The sequence below is a fragment of the Serratia sp. KH_031 genome (assembly GCF_057839655.1).
This window is the reverse complement of the sequence record NZ_CM174496.1, coordinates 845,051-860,596: the sequence shown is the minus strand read 5'-3', so window position 1 is coordinate 860,596 and position 15,546 is coordinate 845,051. Positions and strand designations below refer to the sequence as shown.

19 protein-coding genes are annotated in these 15,546 nt (G+C 50.2%); 9 read left to right on the top strand and 10 right to left on the bottom strand.

Annotated features, from left to right (window positions below; translation table 11 throughout):
* Positions 1-26: 26 nt before the first annotated feature.
* From AC3ISQ_RS03760 to AC3ISQ_RS03750, 3 genes are all read right to left on the bottom strand, one after another.
* Positions 27-407 carry a HigA family addiction module antitoxin gene (locus tag AC3ISQ_RS03760; RefSeq protein ID WP_489350664.1) on the bottom strand — a complete coding sequence of 127 codons (381 nt, stop codon included), beginning with the start codon at positions 405-407 and terminating at the stop codon, positions 27-29.
* Between the two features lie 8 nt (positions 408-415).
* Positions 416-631 carry a type II toxin-antitoxin system RelE/ParE family toxin gene (locus tag AC3ISQ_RS03755; RefSeq protein WP_489353113.1) on the bottom strand — a complete coding sequence of 72 codons (216 nt, stop codon included), beginning with the start codon at positions 629-631 and terminating at the stop codon, positions 416-418.
* A gap of 111 nt (positions 632-742) precedes the next feature.
* Positions 743-1,735 (bottom strand): type IV pilus twitching motility protein PilT, encoded by a 993-nt coding sequence (locus AC3ISQ_RS03750; protein WP_489350662.1) that lies wholly within the window; start codon positions 1,733-1,735, stop codon positions 743-745.
* Between the two features lie 20 nt (positions 1,736-1,755).
* On the opposite strand from AC3ISQ_RS03750, the gene AC3ISQ_RS03745 reads away from it, so the two are divergent.
* The 6 genes from AC3ISQ_RS03745 to hemW are packed head-to-tail and all read left to right on the top strand — an operon-like array spanning position 1,756 to position 5,913.
* On the top strand, positions 1,756-2,463 hold the full coding sequence (locus AC3ISQ_RS03745) for a YggS family pyridoxal phosphate-dependent enzyme (RefSeq protein WP_489350660.1): 708 nt from the start codon (positions 1,756-1,758) through the stop codon (positions 2,461-2,463).
* Positions 2,464-2,477: 14 nt separating this feature from the next.
* Positions 2,478-3,299, top strand: a complete 822-nt coding sequence (proC, locus tag AC3ISQ_RS03740) for a pyrroline-5-carboxylate reductase (protein ID WP_489350658.1) — start codon at positions 2,478-2,480, stop codon at positions 3,297-3,299.
* A gap of 30 nt (positions 3,300-3,329) precedes the next feature.
* Positions 3,330-3,884, top strand: coding sequence for a YggT family protein (locus tag AC3ISQ_RS03735; RefSeq protein WP_489350657.1), 555 nt, complete (start codon positions 3,330-3,332; stop codon positions 3,882-3,884).
* Positions 3,881-4,171 carry a DUF167 family protein YggU gene (yggU, locus tag AC3ISQ_RS03730; protein WP_489350655.1) on the top strand — a complete coding sequence of 97 codons (291 nt, stop codon included), beginning with the start codon at positions 3,881-3,883 and terminating at the stop codon, positions 4,169-4,171. Before AC3ISQ_RS03735 ends, yggU begins: the two co-directional genes overlap by 4 nt.
* A gap of 16 nt (positions 4,172-4,187) precedes the next feature.
* A complete protein-coding gene (locus AC3ISQ_RS03725; RefSeq protein ID WP_489350653.1) occupies positions 4,188-4,781 on the top strand; it encodes an XTP/dITP diphosphatase in 594 nt (197 codons plus the stop codon).
* Positions 4,774-5,913, top strand: a complete 1,140-nt coding sequence (gene hemW / locus AC3ISQ_RS03720; protein ID WP_489350652.1) for a radical SAM family heme chaperone HemW — start codon at positions 4,774-4,776, stop codon at positions 5,911-5,913. The genes AC3ISQ_RS03725 and hemW overlap by 8 nt, the downstream gene beginning before the upstream one ends.
* Before the next feature lie 43 nt (positions 5,914-5,956).
* Here the strand turns inward: hemW and AC3ISQ_RS03715 are convergent, their stop codons facing one another.
* The 5 genes from AC3ISQ_RS03715 to trmB all read right to left on the bottom strand — a co-directional run bounded on the left by AC3ISQ_RS03715 (position 5,957) and on the right by trmB (position 9,287).
* Positions 5,957-6,391: a DUF29 domain-containing protein gene (locus AC3ISQ_RS03715; RefSeq protein WP_489350650.1), complete on the bottom strand. Its 435-nt coding sequence runs from the start codon at positions 6,389-6,391 to the stop codon at positions 5,957-5,959.
* Between the two features lie 104 nt (positions 6,392-6,495).
* Complete coding sequence (locus AC3ISQ_RS03710) at positions 6,496-7,218, bottom strand: YggN family protein (protein ID WP_489350649.1); 723 nt, start codon at positions 7,216-7,218, stop codon at positions 6,496-6,498.
* Positions 7,219-7,248: 30 nt separating this feature from the next.
* Positions 7,249-8,169 (bottom strand): glutaminase B, encoded by a 921-nt coding sequence (gene glsB / locus AC3ISQ_RS03705; protein WP_489350647.1) that lies wholly within the window; start codon positions 8,167-8,169, stop codon positions 7,249-7,251.
* A gap of 72 nt (positions 8,170-8,241) precedes the next feature.
* Positions 8,242-8,568 (bottom strand): YggL family protein, encoded by a 327-nt coding sequence (locus tag AC3ISQ_RS03700; RefSeq protein ID WP_489350645.1) that lies wholly within the window; start codon positions 8,566-8,568, stop codon positions 8,242-8,244.
* Positions 8,568-9,287, bottom strand: coding sequence for a tRNA (guanosine(46)-N7)-methyltransferase TrmB (gene trmB / locus AC3ISQ_RS03695; protein ID WP_489350643.1), 720 nt, complete (start codon positions 9,285-9,287; stop codon positions 8,568-8,570). The genes AC3ISQ_RS03700 and trmB overlap by 1 nt, the downstream gene beginning before the upstream one ends.
* A gap of 167 nt (positions 9,288-9,454) precedes the next feature.
* On the opposite strand from trmB, the gene mutY reads away from it, so the two are divergent.
* From mutY to mltC, 3 genes are all read left to right on the top strand, one after another.
* On the top strand, positions 9,455-10,540 hold the full coding sequence (gene mutY, locus AC3ISQ_RS03690) for an A/G-specific adenine glycosylase (RefSeq protein ID WP_489350641.1): 1,086 nt from the start codon (positions 9,455-9,457) through the stop codon (positions 10,538-10,540).
* Positions 10,537-10,809: an oxidative damage protection protein gene (locus tag AC3ISQ_RS03685; RefSeq protein WP_489350640.1), complete on the top strand. Its 273-nt coding sequence runs from the start codon at positions 10,537-10,539 to the stop codon at positions 10,807-10,809. Before mutY ends, AC3ISQ_RS03685 begins: the two co-directional genes overlap by 4 nt.
* Positions 10,810-10,879: 70 nt before the next feature.
* Positions 10,880-11,956, top strand: coding sequence for a membrane-bound lytic murein transglycosylase MltC (gene mltC / locus AC3ISQ_RS03680; RefSeq protein ID WP_489350638.1), 1,077 nt, complete (start codon positions 10,880-10,882; stop codon positions 11,954-11,956).
* A 33-nt stretch (positions 11,957-11,989) separates the two neighbouring features.
* On the opposite strand, the gene AC3ISQ_RS03675 is transcribed toward mltC, so the two are convergent.
* Positions 11,990-13,105, bottom strand: a complete 1,116-nt coding sequence (locus AC3ISQ_RS03675) for a GGDEF domain-containing protein (protein WP_489350636.1) — start codon at positions 13,103-13,105, stop codon at positions 11,990-11,992.
* Between the two features lie 96 nt (positions 13,106-13,201).
* Positions 13,202-15,364, bottom strand: a complete 2,163-nt coding sequence (gene speF / locus AC3ISQ_RS03670; RefSeq protein ID WP_489350634.1) for an ornithine decarboxylase SpeF — start codon at positions 15,362-15,364, stop codon at positions 13,202-13,204.
* Between the last annotated feature and the right edge of the window lie 182 nt (positions 15,365-15,546).

The window sequence follows — 15,546 nt, the reverse complement described above, 5'->3', positions numbered from 1 at the left end:
CTCGTGCATTTTATTGCTCTATTCCATTATTTATATCGCTGATTAATCAGCTGGCTATCTACCCGTTCAGAGAAATCAGTCTGTGAGCTTGAACCATCATCAGAGGTATCCAGCACTTTCTCTGGTTGATATAACACGTTAAAACAAACCTCTTTCAGATGCTCTTTGGCTTGCCATAAGTTGTAGTCACCCTGCATCGCCAACCACATTTCTGCTGAAGTGCCTAATACAGCACCCAAACGTACCGCCATATCTGCGGTAATGTCTGCTTTCATATTGATCACCCGGTTCAACGTTGAAGGTGACACCTGTAATGCAGTCGCCAGTGCAACCTCCGAAATCCCCAGTGGAAGCAGATAGTTACTTTTAATTGAGGGGCCAGGGTGCGGCGGGTTAAACATATCCATAATCGACCTCAGTGATAATCGAGATAATCCAATAAATAAACGTCGCCCTGCTCGAAACAAAAAGTCAGTCGCCAATTACCATTAACGACAATTGACCACTCTGCAGAAGCAAAGCCGTATAACCGGTGCAATCGCCAGCCTGGTAAGTTCAAATCAGTCACTACCTGCGCACGATGTAAAAAGTGCAAACGTTCCCGCAACTTTTGTCGATGTCGAGTATCGATCCCGGAAGTAACACCATGCAGGAAAAACTGCTCGAGTCCTTTATGTCGAACGATTTAATCATCGTACCCCTCCATTGAGTATTGCGCAATGCGCAATTGGCAATTTCATGTTTACAACAACCCCTGTTTAACCCGCTGCTGTAAGCCTTGTTCAAAAGTTTGCATACCGGCCTGCGCCCCGGTTTGCAGTACGCTGGCGAGTTGATGGGTTTTGCCTTCGCGAATCATGCTACTAACTGCTGCGGTGGCGGTCAGAACCTCGAAAACAGCCACCCTACCACCACCGGTTTTACTCAGTAGCTTTTGGGCAATCACCGCTTGCAAGCTATTGGCCAATTGAGCTCGTACATAAGGTTTCTCTTCTGCAGGAAACACATCCACCAACCGCTCCACCGCCTGTGGCGCACTGCGAGTATGTAGGGTCGCCAGCACCAAGTGACCGGTTTCGGCTGCCGTCAGTGCCAAGCGAATGGTGGTGGTGTCACGTAATTCACCGAGCAAGATCACATCAGGGTCCTCACGCAGTGCGGCTCGCAGCGCATCGTCAAAACTGTGGGTATCGCGCCCGAGTTCACGCTGCTGGATCAGCGAACAGTGACTATGGTGGATAAATTCAATCGGATCTTCCAAGGTCAAAATATGGCGGCGCTGATGGCTGTTGATGTGATCGATCATCGCCGCCAAGGTGGTAGATTTACCGCTACCGGTCGCGCCAGTGACCAATATCAGCCCATCTTCCAACTGCATTAATGTCGTTAAAATGTCGGGAGGTGATAGCTGTGCCAAAGTTGGACAACGCTCGGCGATAGGACGTAACGCAATGGAAACCCCGTGCTGTTGCAAAAAGAAATTGGCACGCAATCTGGAGCTATTTCTCAGCGTCAGTGCCGTATCCAACTGACCGAATTGTTGTAATAACTGCTGTTGCTCAGTGTTGAGCCACTCCGTACACAGCATCGCCATCCGTTCTGGCGTTAACATTTCATGCTCTTGCGATGGTTGAAGTTCACCATCTATACGTAACATCGGTAGATGTCCGGTACAAAGGTGCAGATCAGATGCATTATGCTTTACACTAAGCGCCACAAATTCATCGATATCCATATCACTCTCCTGGGTCAATAATGAGCACTATCCAACAGAACTTGCAGGATGTCAGGGGGCGCATAGCGACTGCCGCTCAAGGTTGCGCACGTGCTCCAGAAGAAGTGACATTACTTGCAGTAAGCAAAACCAAACCTGCGGCGGCGATCGCAGAAGCTATCGCGGCAGGTCAGCGTGCTTTTGGTGAAAATTACGTGCAAGAAGGGGTGGATAAAATCCAATACTTCTCTCAGTTACCTGAAGGCGCAGGTTTGGAATGGCACTTTATCGGCCCATTGCAATCCAATAAGAGCCGTCTGGTAGCAGAGAATTTTGCTTGGTGTCATACCGTCGATCGTTTGCGCATTGCTCAACGCTTGAGCGATCAACGCCCCGCCGATAGGCCACCACTTAACGTGCTGATTCAAATAAATATCAGTGACGAACAAAGCAAATCTGGCATTGTATTGGCGGAGTTACCGGAATTGGCTGCTGCAATAGCCGCGCTGCCCAACATCAAACTACGTGGTTTGATGGCAATCCCAGCACCGGAAAGCGACTATCAACGTCAATTGGCCGTATTTGGTCAGATGCAACAAGCCTTCCTATCACTGCAAAAAGAGTATCCTCATGTGGATACACTATCGATGGGTATGACCGATGATATGACCGCTGCCATTACTTCTGGCAGTACTATGGTGCGCATCGGCACCGCTATTTTTGGCGCTCGTGATTATTCACCAGCCTGAGACGGAGAGATGTAATGCAACATCGCAAGATTACCTTTATCGGTGCGGGTAACATGGCACGCGCGATTATCGCGGGTTTGGTAGCTGGCGGTTATCCCGCGAAATCGATCACCGTTTGCGCTCCTTCGCCGAAAAACCGTGATGCCCTGGCGGCGGAATATGGCATCAACAGCAGCGCAGACAACATTGCCAGCGCCAGTAACGCCGAAGTCGTTGTTTTGGCAGTCAAACCACAAATGATGGCGGACGTTTGCAAAACCTTACAGCAGCAAGTCGATTTTAACGGCAAACTGGTGTTGTCGATCGCTGCTGGCGTTCTGGTTAACCGTTTCTACCAGCTATTGGGTGATGGTTTGAGCATTGTGCGCATCATGCCGAACACCCCATCACTGGTGGGCAAAGGGATGAGTGGTCTGTATGCTCCCGCACAGGTTAGCCAACAGGATCGCGATTACAGTGCTGAATTGATGAGTTCAGTGGGTAAAGTCTGTTGGGTGGATGATGAAGAGGGTATCAACGGCGTGATCGCTGCCGCCGGTAGCGCCCCGGCCTACTTCTTCCTGTTTATGGATGCCATGCAACAAGAAGCGCAGCGCATGGGCTTTAGCAGCCAAGCCGCTCGTGAATTGGTGCAACAAGCCGCCAGCGGTGCTGCGGCACTGGCGGAGGCCAATGCCGATATCCCATTGTCTACCTTGCGTGAACAGGTGACGTCCAAGGGCGGAACTACCGCCGAAGCGCTGCGAGTGTTCAACGAACAACAGCTCCCAGCCACCGTCGCCAAAGCAATGCAAGCAGCAGTAACTCGTGCGCAAGAAATGGAAAAATTATTTTAATTAACAATTAATTAATGAAAAGGTTATTACATGTTGACGCTGACTTTTCTGGTCAAAACCGTTATTGATCTTTACGTAATGGTGTTGCTGTTACGTATTTGGATGCAATGGGTTCGCTCCGATTTTTACAACCCATTTTCACAGTTCGTGGTCAAAATCACCCAACCGATCGTCGGTCCATTACGTCGGGTGATCCCGGCATTAGGGCCGATCGATAGCGCCTCGTTGCTGCTGGCTTTCTTGCTGATGACCATCAAATATCCGCTGTTATTGTTGATTCAAGGCGGTGCGATGTCACTCAGCCCCTATAACCTGTTGTTTGGCCTGATCTCGTTGGTCAAATCCGCCGGTTATCTGATTTTCTGGGTGATGATTATCCGCGCACTGATGAGCTGGATTAGCCAAGGCCGCAGCCCGATTGATTATGTGATGTATCAACTGACCGAACCTTTGATGTCCCCAATCCGCCGCATCCTCCCTGCGATGGGTGGTATCGATTTCTCCGCGATGGTAGTCATCCTGATCCTGTATCTCATCAACTACTTGGGTATGGATATCTTCGGCGAGATTTGGTTCCTGCTGTGAGTGCAGTCACACCAATACTGGACGGGCTGGTAATCAGGCTATATATTCAGCCGAAAGCCAGCCGCGACCAGATTATCGGTTTACATGGCGACGAGCTAAAAGTCGCCATCACCGCCCCGCCAGTGGACGGTCAAGCCAATACGCATCTGATCAAATTCCTCGCTAAGCAGTTTAAAGTGGCAAAAGGCAACATCATCATCGAGAAAGGCGAATTGGGACGACATAAGCAATTACGCGTCGTCAATCCGCAGCAGATCCCCGCAGCGATCGCAGCGCTCATCGAATAAGCTCAAGGTAATTACTATGCAAAAAGTCGTTCTTGCCACCGGCAATCCCGGAAAGGTACGTGAACTCGCCGGTCTGCTGGCTGATTTTGGTTTGGATGTAGTCGCGCAAACCGAACTTGGTGTGGATTCCGCCGAAGAAACCGGCCTGACTTTTATCGAAAATGCCATTCTGAAAGCACGTCACGCCGCGCAAACCACTGGCTTGCCCGCCATTGCCGACGACTCTGGTTTAGCGGTAGACGCCCTCGGCGGTGCACCGGGGATTTACTCGGCGCGTTACGCTGGTGAAGAGGCTTCAGACCAACAAAATCTGGATAGACTGCTGGTTGCCTTAAAAGACGTCCCTCAAGAGCAACGTGGCGCACAATTCCATTGCGTGCTGGTGTATATGCGCCATGCCGAAGACCCGACGCCGCTAGTTTTTCACGGCAGTTGGGCTGGAGAGATCACTTTCGAGCAAGCGGGTGCAGGCGGTTTTGGTTATGACCCTATCTTCTACGTACCAGAGCTAGAGCGCACCGCGGCTGAGTTATCCAAAGAAGAGAAAAGCGCCGTGTCGCACCGTGGCAAAGCGCTGAAATTGATGTTGGAAGCCATGCGCAATGCTTAAGTTGCCCCCGCTCAGTTTGTATATCCATATCCCTTGGTGCGTGCAGAAGTGCCCGTATTGCGACTTCAACTCACACGCGCTGAAAGGCGACGTACCGCACCAAGAGTATGTGGATCATCTACTAGCCGATCTAGATGCTGATCTGCCGCTGACCAGCGGACGCGAGATCAGCACTATTTTTATCGGTGGCGGCACACCAAGCCTGCTCAGCGCCGAAGCCATGCAAGCCTTGCTGGATGGCGTACGCTCGCGCATTAAAGTTGCCGATGGTGCCGAAATCACCATGGAAGCCAACCCCGGCACCGTCGAGGCCGATCGCTTCAGCGGCTACCAACGCGCTGGCATTAACCGCATTTCTATTGGTGTGCAGAGTTTTAGCGCTGAGAAGTTGACGCGTCTGGGGCGCATACACGGCCCAGAGGAGGCTAAACGCGCCGCCCATTTAGCCACTGGCTTGGGGTTGCGTAGCTTTAACCTCGATTTGATGCACGGCTTGCCGGATCAATCATTGGAAGAAGCCTTGGACGATCTGCGGCAGGCTATCGCCCTCAATCCACCGCACCTGTCATGGTATCAACTCACTATTGAACCGAACACCCTATTCAGTTCACGTCCGCCAGTGCTGCCAGATGACGATGCGCTGTGGGATATTTTCCAGCAAGGCCATGAATTACTGAGCGCTGCTGGCTACCAGCAATACGAAACCTCAGCCTATGCCAAACCGGGTTATCAGTGTCAGCACAACCTCAATTATTGGCGTTTCGGTGACTATCTGGGCATTGGCTGTGGGGCGCACGGCAAGCTGACATTCAGTGATGGCCGTATTCTACGCACCGCCAAAACCAAGCATCCGCGTGGTTTTATGCAAGGTAAGTATTTGGATAAACAGCACGAAGTGGAACTGGCAGATCGACCGTTCGAGTTCTTTATGAATCGTTTTCGCCTGCTGGAAGCTGCTCCACGAGCCGAATACACCCATTACACCGGGTTGGATGAAAGCACCATCCGCGCAGCGTTGGATGAAGCAATAGTAAAAGGTTATCTGTTAGAAACAGCAGAACATTGGCAGGTAACCGAACACGGCAAACTGTTCCTAAATTCACTGCTAGAGCTGTTTTTGGCAGAGGAATGAGAGGTAAAGAAAAAGCGCTGAGAGTTCAGCGCTTTTTAGTCTATTAGTCTGGATAAAACTCCGGGGAAAGCACCTGTTGAATATCCCAGATCCCGGTTTCCGGGAATACATCTAGGCCGGTTTCAGTGGTCGCTAACGCCACAGCCTTGGCCCAAACCACATCTAACCAATCCTCATCAGCCAGTTTAGTTTTCAGGCTTGGCGATTCTTTCAGGCTATAAAGCACTTCTTTACGTTGCGCTTTAATCGTGCGTTCCCAACTGGTTCCACGACGCACCGGCTGATATTTCCATTTCAATAAATGGGCAATCAGCACCGTCATGTGGCTGGCAAGTTCCCTTTGCTCGCTCTTTCCCACGTCTTCAATCTCCTCGGCGATCTTTTCAATATCGATTTCAGACAATTTTCCGGAGCGCAGAAGAGCAGCCTGTTCATTTGCCCAGGCAACAACATCGGTTTCATAACTGGTATGGCTCATAACGTCGCGTTCTCCGTAGACACCCATAAAACAGTACATAATTTATTCAGTGTGTCAGATTATCACCGGGAGGTCAAAACCCTACATTTCAGTAGGGTTTTCGATTACTTCAACGCCTTAACCAAGTCTTGACGTTGATTTTCCAGTGCGGTTACGCGGCCACAAACGTCACGGCCGAAGTTCTGGAAGTCTTGTTCTTGCTTGCTCCACTCATCGCGGATCGCTTGCTGCAAACCGCCGAGGTTGCCCAGAACGGCTTGCAATGGATTGCTGCTGGCTCCGACGCTGGCAATTTTACCGACGCCCATTTCATTGATGCTGTCCTGCAAAATACCGCCCATGCTTTGTTGCACCAAATTACGGCCGTCCTGCTCTACCTGATCGATGGCTTTATGGTGGAACGTCAAACCATCACTGCGCGTCTCGATAATGCGGTTCATCTGTTGTTTAAGCTGACCGTCGAGCGTCGTCAGGCGGTTACGCACGTTGCTGCCGCTACCCAATTCTTTGACGATCACTTTATCCAGCGACACACGTGCCTTTTCCAAATGATCTTTCGCGCCCTTGTCGATCCACGGTAGATCTTTGCGCAACGCGCTTTGATAACTGAAGGCTTTCTGCCGCTGGGTGTCGTTCAGAGTCAGCGTTTTGCCGTCACGAGTCACATCGCCGTCCGGCGAAATTTGTAGATTGCCGCTGGCACCTATTATCTGCACGCTCTGCTGACTAATAATCACGTCATCCTGGGGTTTAACGCTGCACTGATAGTCGGCATGCGCCTGTGCGGCAGTGAACAGCAGTAAGGCTAACCCGGTCTTCTTTAACATATTTTCTCCTGACTCCCTTGCGCAATGGGATTAAAAAATCGAGCGGCTAATACGTTGAGACAACAGTTCCAGTGCCGCAGTTCCCGCTAGCGAGTTTCCCGAAGCATCCAATTCTGGCGACCAGACGGCGATCGACAGTTCACCCGGAACGATCGCCAAGATACCGCCGCCAACGCCAGACTTACCCGGCAAGCCAACGCGATAGGCAAATTCCCCCGCGCCATCGTACATACCGCAAGTCATCATCAGCGCGTTGATTTGCCGTGCCTGCAATGGGCTGATCACTTCGTTACCATGCAGGTCGCGTCCATGATTCGCCAGATAGACAAAGCTACGCGCCAACTCCACGCAGCTCATCCGCAGCGCGCAGTAATGGAAATAGGTTTGTAGAACCGTGAGCACATCGTTGTCGAAATTGCCAAACGACTTCATCAAATAGGCAATGGCCGCATTACGGTCGGAATGCTCGAATTCGGAACGTGCTACGCGGCTGTCGTAGGCCAATGACTCTTCATCAGCTAATTGACGCACCACTTCTAACATTCGCTGTTTTGGCGCACTGAGGCGCGTTTGCAGCATATCGCACACCACCAGCGCCCCAGAATTAATAAACGGGTTACGCGGTTTGCCCTGCTCGATTTCTAATTGCAGCAACGAGTTAAATGGCATGCCCGAGGGCTCTTTACCCACCCGCGACCAGATCTCACCTTCCTGATAGCGCATCAGCGCCAGCGTCAGGCTCAGCACCTTGGAAATGGATTGGATTGAGAAACGTTCGCTAGCATCGCCCGCCTGAAACATCTCACCGTCAACGGTATAAACCGCTATCGCCAATTTGTTGGCCTCAACCTCGGCCAGCGCGGGGATGTAATCAGCCACTTTGCCTTGCCCAATCAGCGGGCGGACTTGTTGCAGGATCTCGGCCAGCAACGAGTTATCCAATGTTGCCACTCGTTAAGAACTCCAGATAAAACAAAGGTGCCATACAGGCACCTTAGTAACAAACAGCGGTCTGGTTGGCGATTAATCCCACCAGATGTCAAACAGATCGCTGACTTTAACGTCGGTCAGTTTACGCGCTTCCAACCATTTCTTCACCAACTCGCGTTGTTCATCGGTGCAATTACCGATTTGCTGCAAGCAGATCAGACCTTCCCATTGCAGATAGCCGCTGCCATCAAATGCCAAGCCATTTGGCTCGATCATTTCGTCGATGAAAGCATCCAGAGTCGCGTCGATATCTTCAACACTAGTTCCTTCAGCAAAGCGCCAAGCAACGGAGAACCCCATTTCCTGGAACTCTTCAATGTGCAACTTCTTACGTAAACGACGACTGCGGTTCTTAGCCATTATTCTTTCCTCTCAAACATCAAATCCCAAACGCCATGTCCCAGACGCTGGCCGCGTAATTCAAATTTAGTCAGTGGGCGTGATTCCGGACGCGGAACATAATCATTATCCACAGAAAGATTACGGTATCCTGCGACATCACGCATGACTTCTAACATATGTTCGGCATAAGGCTGCCAGTCGGTCGCCATGTGGAACACGCCACCGACTTTTAATTTACTCAGTACCAATTCAACAAACGGCGTCTGTACGATACGGCGTTTGTTGTGACGTGCCTTGTGCCAAGGATCAGGGAAGAACAGTTGCACCATGTCCAACGAACCGTCTGGGATCATGTTTTGCAACACTTCTACCGCATCGTGGCACATTACGCGCAGGTTGCTCAGCTCTGCTTCATGAGCATCGGCCAAGCAAGCCCCCACGCCCGGCGAATGCACTTCGATGCCTAAAAAATTCTGCTGTGGGTTTTGCTGCGCCATTGTCACCAGCGAAGCCCCCATGCCAAAACCAATCTCTAACACCGTTGGCGCATCGCGACCAAACAAGGCGGTAAGGGAGACAGTTTCAGCCTGATATTCCACGCCCATCACCGGCCAATAATGGTCCAGCGCGTGTTGCTGGCCTTTGGTCAACCGCCCTTGGCGGCGAACAAAACTGCGGATACGGCGCATTGCTTGGCCGTTCTCATCAAATTCCGGGGTCAGGACGTTATTAATCATAGTGCTTTCTGTCTGTTTGGCTGCCAATGTGGGGAACGCGCATTATGCAAAGATAGTCTGGTTTAGCAAGCATTCATCTGTATCGCAGAGCAGGAAAGTTCCGGTTTACAGCAATCAGACTCTATGTTGCAATCGCGCTTCATTATTTTACTCATGAATCTAACGTTATGATGCAAGCACAGCAGTTCTCGCACGTGGTGCTTGACTGGTATCAACGCTACGGGCGCAAAACGCTGCCGTGGCAGCTTGATAAAACGCCTTATCAAGTATGGCTATCTGAGGTGATGTTGCAACAAACTCAGGTTGCCACCGTTATTCCTTATTTTCAGCGCTTTATGACGCGTTTCCCTAACGTGCGAGCCTTAGCCGAAGCACCACTGGATGAAGTGCTGCATCTGTGGACCGGGCTCGGTTATTATGCCCGAGCCAGAAATCTACATAAAGCGGCGCAGACAATTACCTTCCAGCACGGCGGTGAATTCCCGACAACCTTCGAGGAAATCGTCGATTTGCCCGGTGTTGGCCGCTCAACTGCGGGTGCGGTGCTTTCGTTGGCGCTGGGTCAGCATTACCCCATCCTCGACGGTAACGTAAAGCGCGTGCTGGCACGTTGCTACGCCGTCGACGGCTGGCCGGGTAAAAAAGAGGTGGAAAAACGCCTGTGGCAGATTAGCGAAGACGTCACTCCCGCCAAAGGCGTCGGTCAGTTTAATCAGGCGATGATGGATCTTGGCGCGATGGTTTGCACTCGCTCCAAACCCAAATGCGAACTGTGCCCACTCAATACCGGTTGCCTCTCTTACGCCAATCATAGTTGGGCGCAATATCCGGGTAAAAAACCCAAGCAAACCCTGCCGGAAAAAACCGCTTACTTTTTATTGCTCCAGCAAGATGAACGCGTTTGGCTGGAACAACGCCCAACAGTTGGGCTATGGGGCGGATTGTTCTGCTTCCCACAATTTAGCTCTCGAATCGATTTGGAACTCTGGCTGCAACAGCGCGGTCTGAAAAACAATCATCTGGAACAGTTGACTGCATTTCGTCATACATTCAGTCACTTCCATCTCGACATTGTCCCCATGTGGTTGGCACTAAATAACAGTGGCAGCGCCATGGATGAAGGCAGCGGCCTCTGGTATAACTTGGCGCAGCCCCCATCGGTCGGACTGGCCGCGCCAGTTGAACGTCTACTAAAGCAACTGGCCAAACAACCGATCCAAGCAAATAGATTGATTAACGAGGACTTAGCATGAGCAGAACCATTTTTTGCACCTTCCTGCAACGTGATGCCGAAGGGCAGGATTTTCAGCTCTATCCGGGCGAGATTGGCAAACGCATCTTTAACGAGATCTCGAAAGAAGCTTGGGGCGAGTGGATGAAAAAACAAACCATGCTGATCAACGAAAAGAAACTGAACATGATGAACGTTGACGATCGCAAACTGTTGGAAGGCGAGATGGTCAAGTTCTTGCTCGAAGGGCACGACGTCCATATCGAAGGTTATACTCCGCCAAGCGAGTAACCGCATTGGGGGCCAGCGCGGCCCCCTGATTCACCCTAAATAAATTCTTCAAATAATGTAATGGCTTAAGATGAAGAAAATTTTAGCTTTGCTAGTGATAGCCCCCCTGCTGATTTCCTGTTCCAGCAAGAAAACCGATGAGTACAACGAAGCCTGGGTCAAAGACACCAATGGCTTCGACATTCTGATGGGCCAATTCGCCCACAACATCGAGAATATCTGGGGTCTGAACGAAGTTCTGATCGCCGGGCCGAAAGATTACGTTAAATATACCGATCAGTACCTAACGCGTAGCCACATCAACTTTGACGCCGGTACTATCACCTTTGAAACCATCGCCACTACCGATCCGGCTGCCAGTCTGCGCCAAGCCATTATCACTACCTTGCTGATGGGTGACGATCCCGGTGCAGTCGATCTCTATTCCGACGCCAACGACATCCAAATCAGTAAAGAACCGTTCCTTTATGGTCAGGTGTTGGATAACAACGATCAGCCGATCCGTTGGGAATGGCGTGCCGCGCACTTCGCCGATTATCTGGTGCAAACCAAACTGCAAAAACGCACTTCCGGCCTGCATGTGATCTACTCGGTCACAGTGCGACTGGTGCCTAACCACTTGGATAAACGTGCGCACAAATATTTACCAATGGTACGTAAGGCTTCAGAGAAATATGGTGTCGAAGAGTCGCTAATTTTGGCGATTATGCAAACCGAATCGAGCTTTAACCCGTATGCGGTCAGCGGCTCCGATGCGCTCGGTTTGATGCAGGTTATGCAGCACAGTGCAGGTAAAGACGTGTTCAAAGCGCAGGGTAAATCGGGTACGCCGAGCCGTAGCTTCCTGTTCGATCCCGCCAACAATATCGATACCGGAACCGCTTATCTGGCGATCCTGCAAAACACGTATTTAGGTGGGATTCAAAACCCGACCTCACGACGTTATGCGGTGATCACCGCCTACAACGGCGGCGCGGGTAGCGTATTGCGGGTGTTCTCTAGCGACAGAAACAAAGCGGCTAGCATCATCAATAGTATGCAACCGGGTGATGTTTACCAAACGCTGATCACCAAGCATCCAGCCGGTGAATCACGACGTTATCTGATGAAGGTGAATACCGCACAGAAGAGTTATCGTCGGCAGTAATAGTCAATGGGGCTGGATTATCCAGCCCCATTTTCAATCTGTATTTTCATCCTGCTTTTCATCAACATAAAGCGCAAAGTTATCGCGCCCTTGCGCCTTCACTTGGTATAACGCGCGATCGGCAAACTCCACCAGTTGTTCACGGCTTAAACCCGGATGCCATTCGGCAATGCCTTGGCTCACCGTAACGGTGGCGGCCACATCGGATTTCTCATGAGGGATCGCCAGTTTAGCTATTTTCTCCTTCACTCGCTCCGCTACCGCCAATGCTTGCTCACGACCGGATTTTGGCAACAGGATAATGAACTCCTCGCCGCCGTAGCGCGCCACCAAATCTTGCGAACGACGGGTACAATTCTCCAAACAATCGGCAATTTTAATTAAGCACTCATCACCAGTTTGATGGCCGTAGTGATCATTGTATTTCTTAAAGAAATCAACATCGATCAGCAATACCGCCATTCGCCCTTGGCTTTCTACTTCGCGCGAGTAAACGGATTCGAAATAGTTGTTGAAGTAACGACGATTAGAAATTCCAGTCAAAGGATCTTTGCTAGCCAGCTTGCTCAATCGTTCAATCAGCGTTTTGTTCTCACGCTCACGTTCTACCGCTAATAAAAACCATCGCTCCATGATCTTCTTTGCCGAGAACATAATGAATAACATCAGCGCATACGCCACGATGTTGGAAATCGTCGCCGCATCACGCAATACGACATTACCGATAATAATGATGGCTAACAGCGGTGCGGTAAAAAGGAAGAATAGCCCGGGCGATAAATAAAACGGAATCAACGATGAGAACAATAATGCCAAGGATAACGGGAATACGACCAACATATCATTGATACTAAGTAGGTGGTAAAAAACTACGCACCAACAAAAGGTTAGCACAAACACACTGAAAACTAATACCCGCCAGGCCAAAGTCTCATTACGTGTTTTTAACCAATGCAGAGCCACTAAAACGACCAGTGAATAAGTAACGATCGTCGATACTATGGGGTGCAACAGCAAATTAACGTTAAAAAAATGAACCAGTAAAAAAACGGCATACAGAACATTGACTAATAAAAACCAATTAATGCTGTGAAAAATAGACTTCCTTTTCTCTTTTTTAACCCAAGCGGCATATTCTTGTTGTTTCATGGGTAAACCTATCGTACTGAAATTACTATCAAGATAGTCGCAGCCAGAGCTTTTGTCATGTGGCAAAGACCGGGCTGGCGCACCAGCCCAACCCGCTTACTGTTTGATCATATAACCAAAAATTCGCTTCCAACCGTGATCTTTTTTCTCAATATATACGCCCTGCAACTCTGGCGAGAAGCCCGGTAAACGGTTGATTCCGTCTTCTAATGCCAGGAAGTAACGCTGTACCGCCCCGCCCCAAACTTCCCCCGGCACCACACACAATACGCCCGGTGGATAAGGTAGAGCGCCTTCAGCGGCAATACGCCCTTCCGCTTGGGCGATGGGAACCAGTTCCACATTATCGCGAATAAACTCGACGTTGGCATCCTGCGGGTTCATCACCACGGCTGGGAAGTGATTTTGACGGAACATCTCTTTTTGCAGTTGTTTGACGTCGAAACTGACGTACAGATCGTGCATTTCTTGGCATAACTGACGGATAGTGTAGCCGCGATAGCGCTGTTCGTTTTTACGATACACTGTCGGCAACACCACGCTTAACGGCGCATCGTCTTCGATATAACGCTCAAACTGCACCAGCATATCGACCAGATTATCCATCTTGGCCGGATTTTCTGCTGGCGTTAACAGGAACAGGATCGAGTTAAGATCGCACTTCTCCGGCACGATGCCGTTTTCACGCAGGTAGTTAGCCAGAATGGTCGCAGGTACACCAAACTCGGTGTATTGACCAGTGGCAACATCGATTCCCGGCGTAGTCAGTAGCAACTTACACGGATCGACCAGATACTGATCCTGCGCGTAACCGTCAAAACCGTGCCATTTTTCACCCGGTACAAAGTTAAAGAAACGGGCATCGTTAGCGATCAGTTCAGTGTCATACTCCTGCCAGTTTTTTCCTTCGACTTGCAGCGGAATAAAGGGTTTCAACTGCGAGCAGCGTTCCAACAATTGCTTACGCGTTTCGATACCCAGTTTCACGCAATCCATCCACATCCGACGGCCAGCAGCACCAGCATGCATTTTTGCATTAACGTCCAACGCGGCGAACAGTGGATAAAACGGGCTAGTCGAAGCATGCAGCATAAAAGCATTGTTCAGGTGCTTATGGTTACAGTGGCGTTTCTGGCCTTTAATATGGTCATCTTTTTTATGGATTTGCGAAGTCTGCGAGAATCCCGCCTGCTGTTTATGTACCGATTGAGTAACGAAAATCCCCGGATCGTGTTCGTCCAATTCCAACAACAGCGGCGAACACTCTTTCAGCATTGGGATAAAGCCTTCGTAACCGACCCACGCCGAATCAAACAGAATGTAATCACACAGATGGCCGATAGTATCGATCACCTGACGGGCGTTATAAATCGTGCCGTCATAAGTACCAAGCTGAATAATCGCCAAACGGAACGGACGAGCCGCTGCAGCCTTTTCAGGTGCAACTTCGCGGATTTGCTCACGCAGATAACGCTCGTCAAAACAGTGTGAATCAATGCCGCCGATAAAACCGAACGGATTACGCGCGGTTTCCAAATAGATTGGCGTTGCCCCCGCCTGAATCAACGCGCCGTGATGGTTAGACTTATGATTATTACGGTCGAACAGCACCAGATCGCCACGCGTCAATAAGGCATTCGTCACCACTTTGTTCGCCGCCGAAGTTCCATTCAGTACGAAGTAGGTTTTATCGGCATTGAACGCCCGGGCCGCATGTTTCTGCGCATCTTTGGCAGAACCTTCATGGATCAACAAATCACCCAATTTCACATCGGCGTTGCACATATCTGAACGGAACAGGGTTTCGCCGTAAAATTCGAAAAACTTTCGCCCTGCCGGATGCTTACGGAAAAACTCTCCGCCCTGATGTCCGGGACAAGCAAAGGTAGAATTTTCCATTTCCACGTACTTTTTCAGCGTTTTGAAGAACGGCGGTAACAGCGCACGCTCATAGCCATCCGCTGCAGCTTCCAACTGCGCCATGTAAAAAGCCTTAGTCGCATGGCTCAAAGCAAACACGCCGGTAATCAATGGCAGATAATCTGGGGATAAATGTTCATCCCCCTCAACAGCAACGAAAGTCGGCAGCTCAAAACCGGTGGCTTTCAGTTCAGCCAAAATCCCGGCCTCCACATCCCTCACCGACACTACCACCGCAGCCACATCGGTAAAATCGGTCTGTTCCACGCGCACTACCTGACGCAAAGTTTCAATATTGGCGACCAGACTGGCGCTCGTTGCTATCTTCAATTCTTTCATAAACGCTGACTCTCAAACGGTTAAGGATGAGGCGGTGCCACAAGGCACAGGATGAGATAGCAAAGGCTATCCCGGCAAAATGATGTTTGGCGAGCATAAACATGGATAAGTACAGCTACGACCAATAGACATCAGTAAAATCAGAGTCATAGCTCTATTTTTAATAATGCCTAACAGTGAGC

Excerpts from the sequence above, each read along its gene's own strand:
- AC3ISQ_RS03760 (WP_489350664.1), bottom strand. The coding sequence starts at position 407 with ATGGATATGTTTAACCCGCCGCACCCTGGCCCCTCAATTAAAAGTAAC.
- AC3ISQ_RS03750 (WP_489350662.1), bottom strand. The coding sequence starts at position 1,735 with ATGGATATCGATGAATTTGTGGCGCTTAGTGTAAAGCATAATGCATCT.
- AC3ISQ_RS03745 (WP_489350660.1), top strand. The coding sequence starts at position 1,756 with ATGAGCACTATCCAACAGAACTTGCAGGATGTCAGGGGGCGCATAGCG.
- proC (WP_489350658.1), top strand. The coding sequence starts at position 2,478 with ATGCAACATCGCAAGATTACCTTTATCGGTGCGGGTAACATGGCACGC.
- AC3ISQ_RS03735 (WP_489350657.1), top strand. The coding sequence starts at position 3,330 with ATGTTGACGCTGACTTTTCTGGTCAAAACCGTTATTGATCTTTACGTA.
- AC3ISQ_RS03725 (WP_489350653.1), top strand. The coding sequence starts at position 4,188 with ATGCAAAAAGTCGTTCTTGCCACCGGCAATCCCGGAAAGGTACGTGAA.
- hemW (WP_489350652.1), top strand. The coding sequence starts at position 4,774 with ATGCTTAAGTTGCCCCCGCTCAGTTTGTATATCCATATCCCTTGGTGC.
- AC3ISQ_RS03715 (WP_489350650.1), bottom strand. The coding sequence starts at position 6,391 with ATGAGCCATACCAGTTATGAAACCGATGTTGTTGCCTGGGCAAATGAA.
- AC3ISQ_RS03710 (WP_489350649.1), bottom strand. The coding sequence starts at position 7,218 with ATGTTAAAGAAGACCGGGTTAGCCTTACTGCTGTTCACTGCCGCACAG.
- AC3ISQ_RS03700 (WP_489350645.1), bottom strand. The coding sequence starts at position 8,568 with ATGGCTAAGAACCGCAGTCGTCGTTTACGTAAGAAGTTGCACATTGAA.
- trmB (WP_489350643.1), bottom strand. The coding sequence starts at position 9,287 with ATGATTAATAACGTCCTGACCCCGGAATTTGATGAGAACGGCCAAGCA.
- mutY (WP_489350641.1), top strand. The coding sequence starts at position 9,455 with ATGATGCAAGCACAGCAGTTCTCGCACGTGGTGCTTGACTGGTATCAA.
- AC3ISQ_RS03685 (WP_489350640.1), top strand. The coding sequence starts at position 10,537 with ATGAGCAGAACCATTTTTTGCACCTTCCTGCAACGTGATGCCGAAGGG.
- mltC (WP_489350638.1), top strand. The coding sequence starts at position 10,880 with ATGAAGAAAATTTTAGCTTTGCTAGTGATAGCCCCCCTGCTGATTTCC.
- AC3ISQ_RS03675 (WP_489350636.1), bottom strand. The coding sequence starts at position 13,105 with ATGAAACAACAAGAATATGCCGCTTGGGTTAAAAAAGAGAAAAGGAAG.
- speF (WP_489350634.1), bottom strand. The coding sequence starts at position 15,364 with ATGAAAGAATTGAAGATAGCAACGAGCGCCAGTCTGGTCGCCAATATT.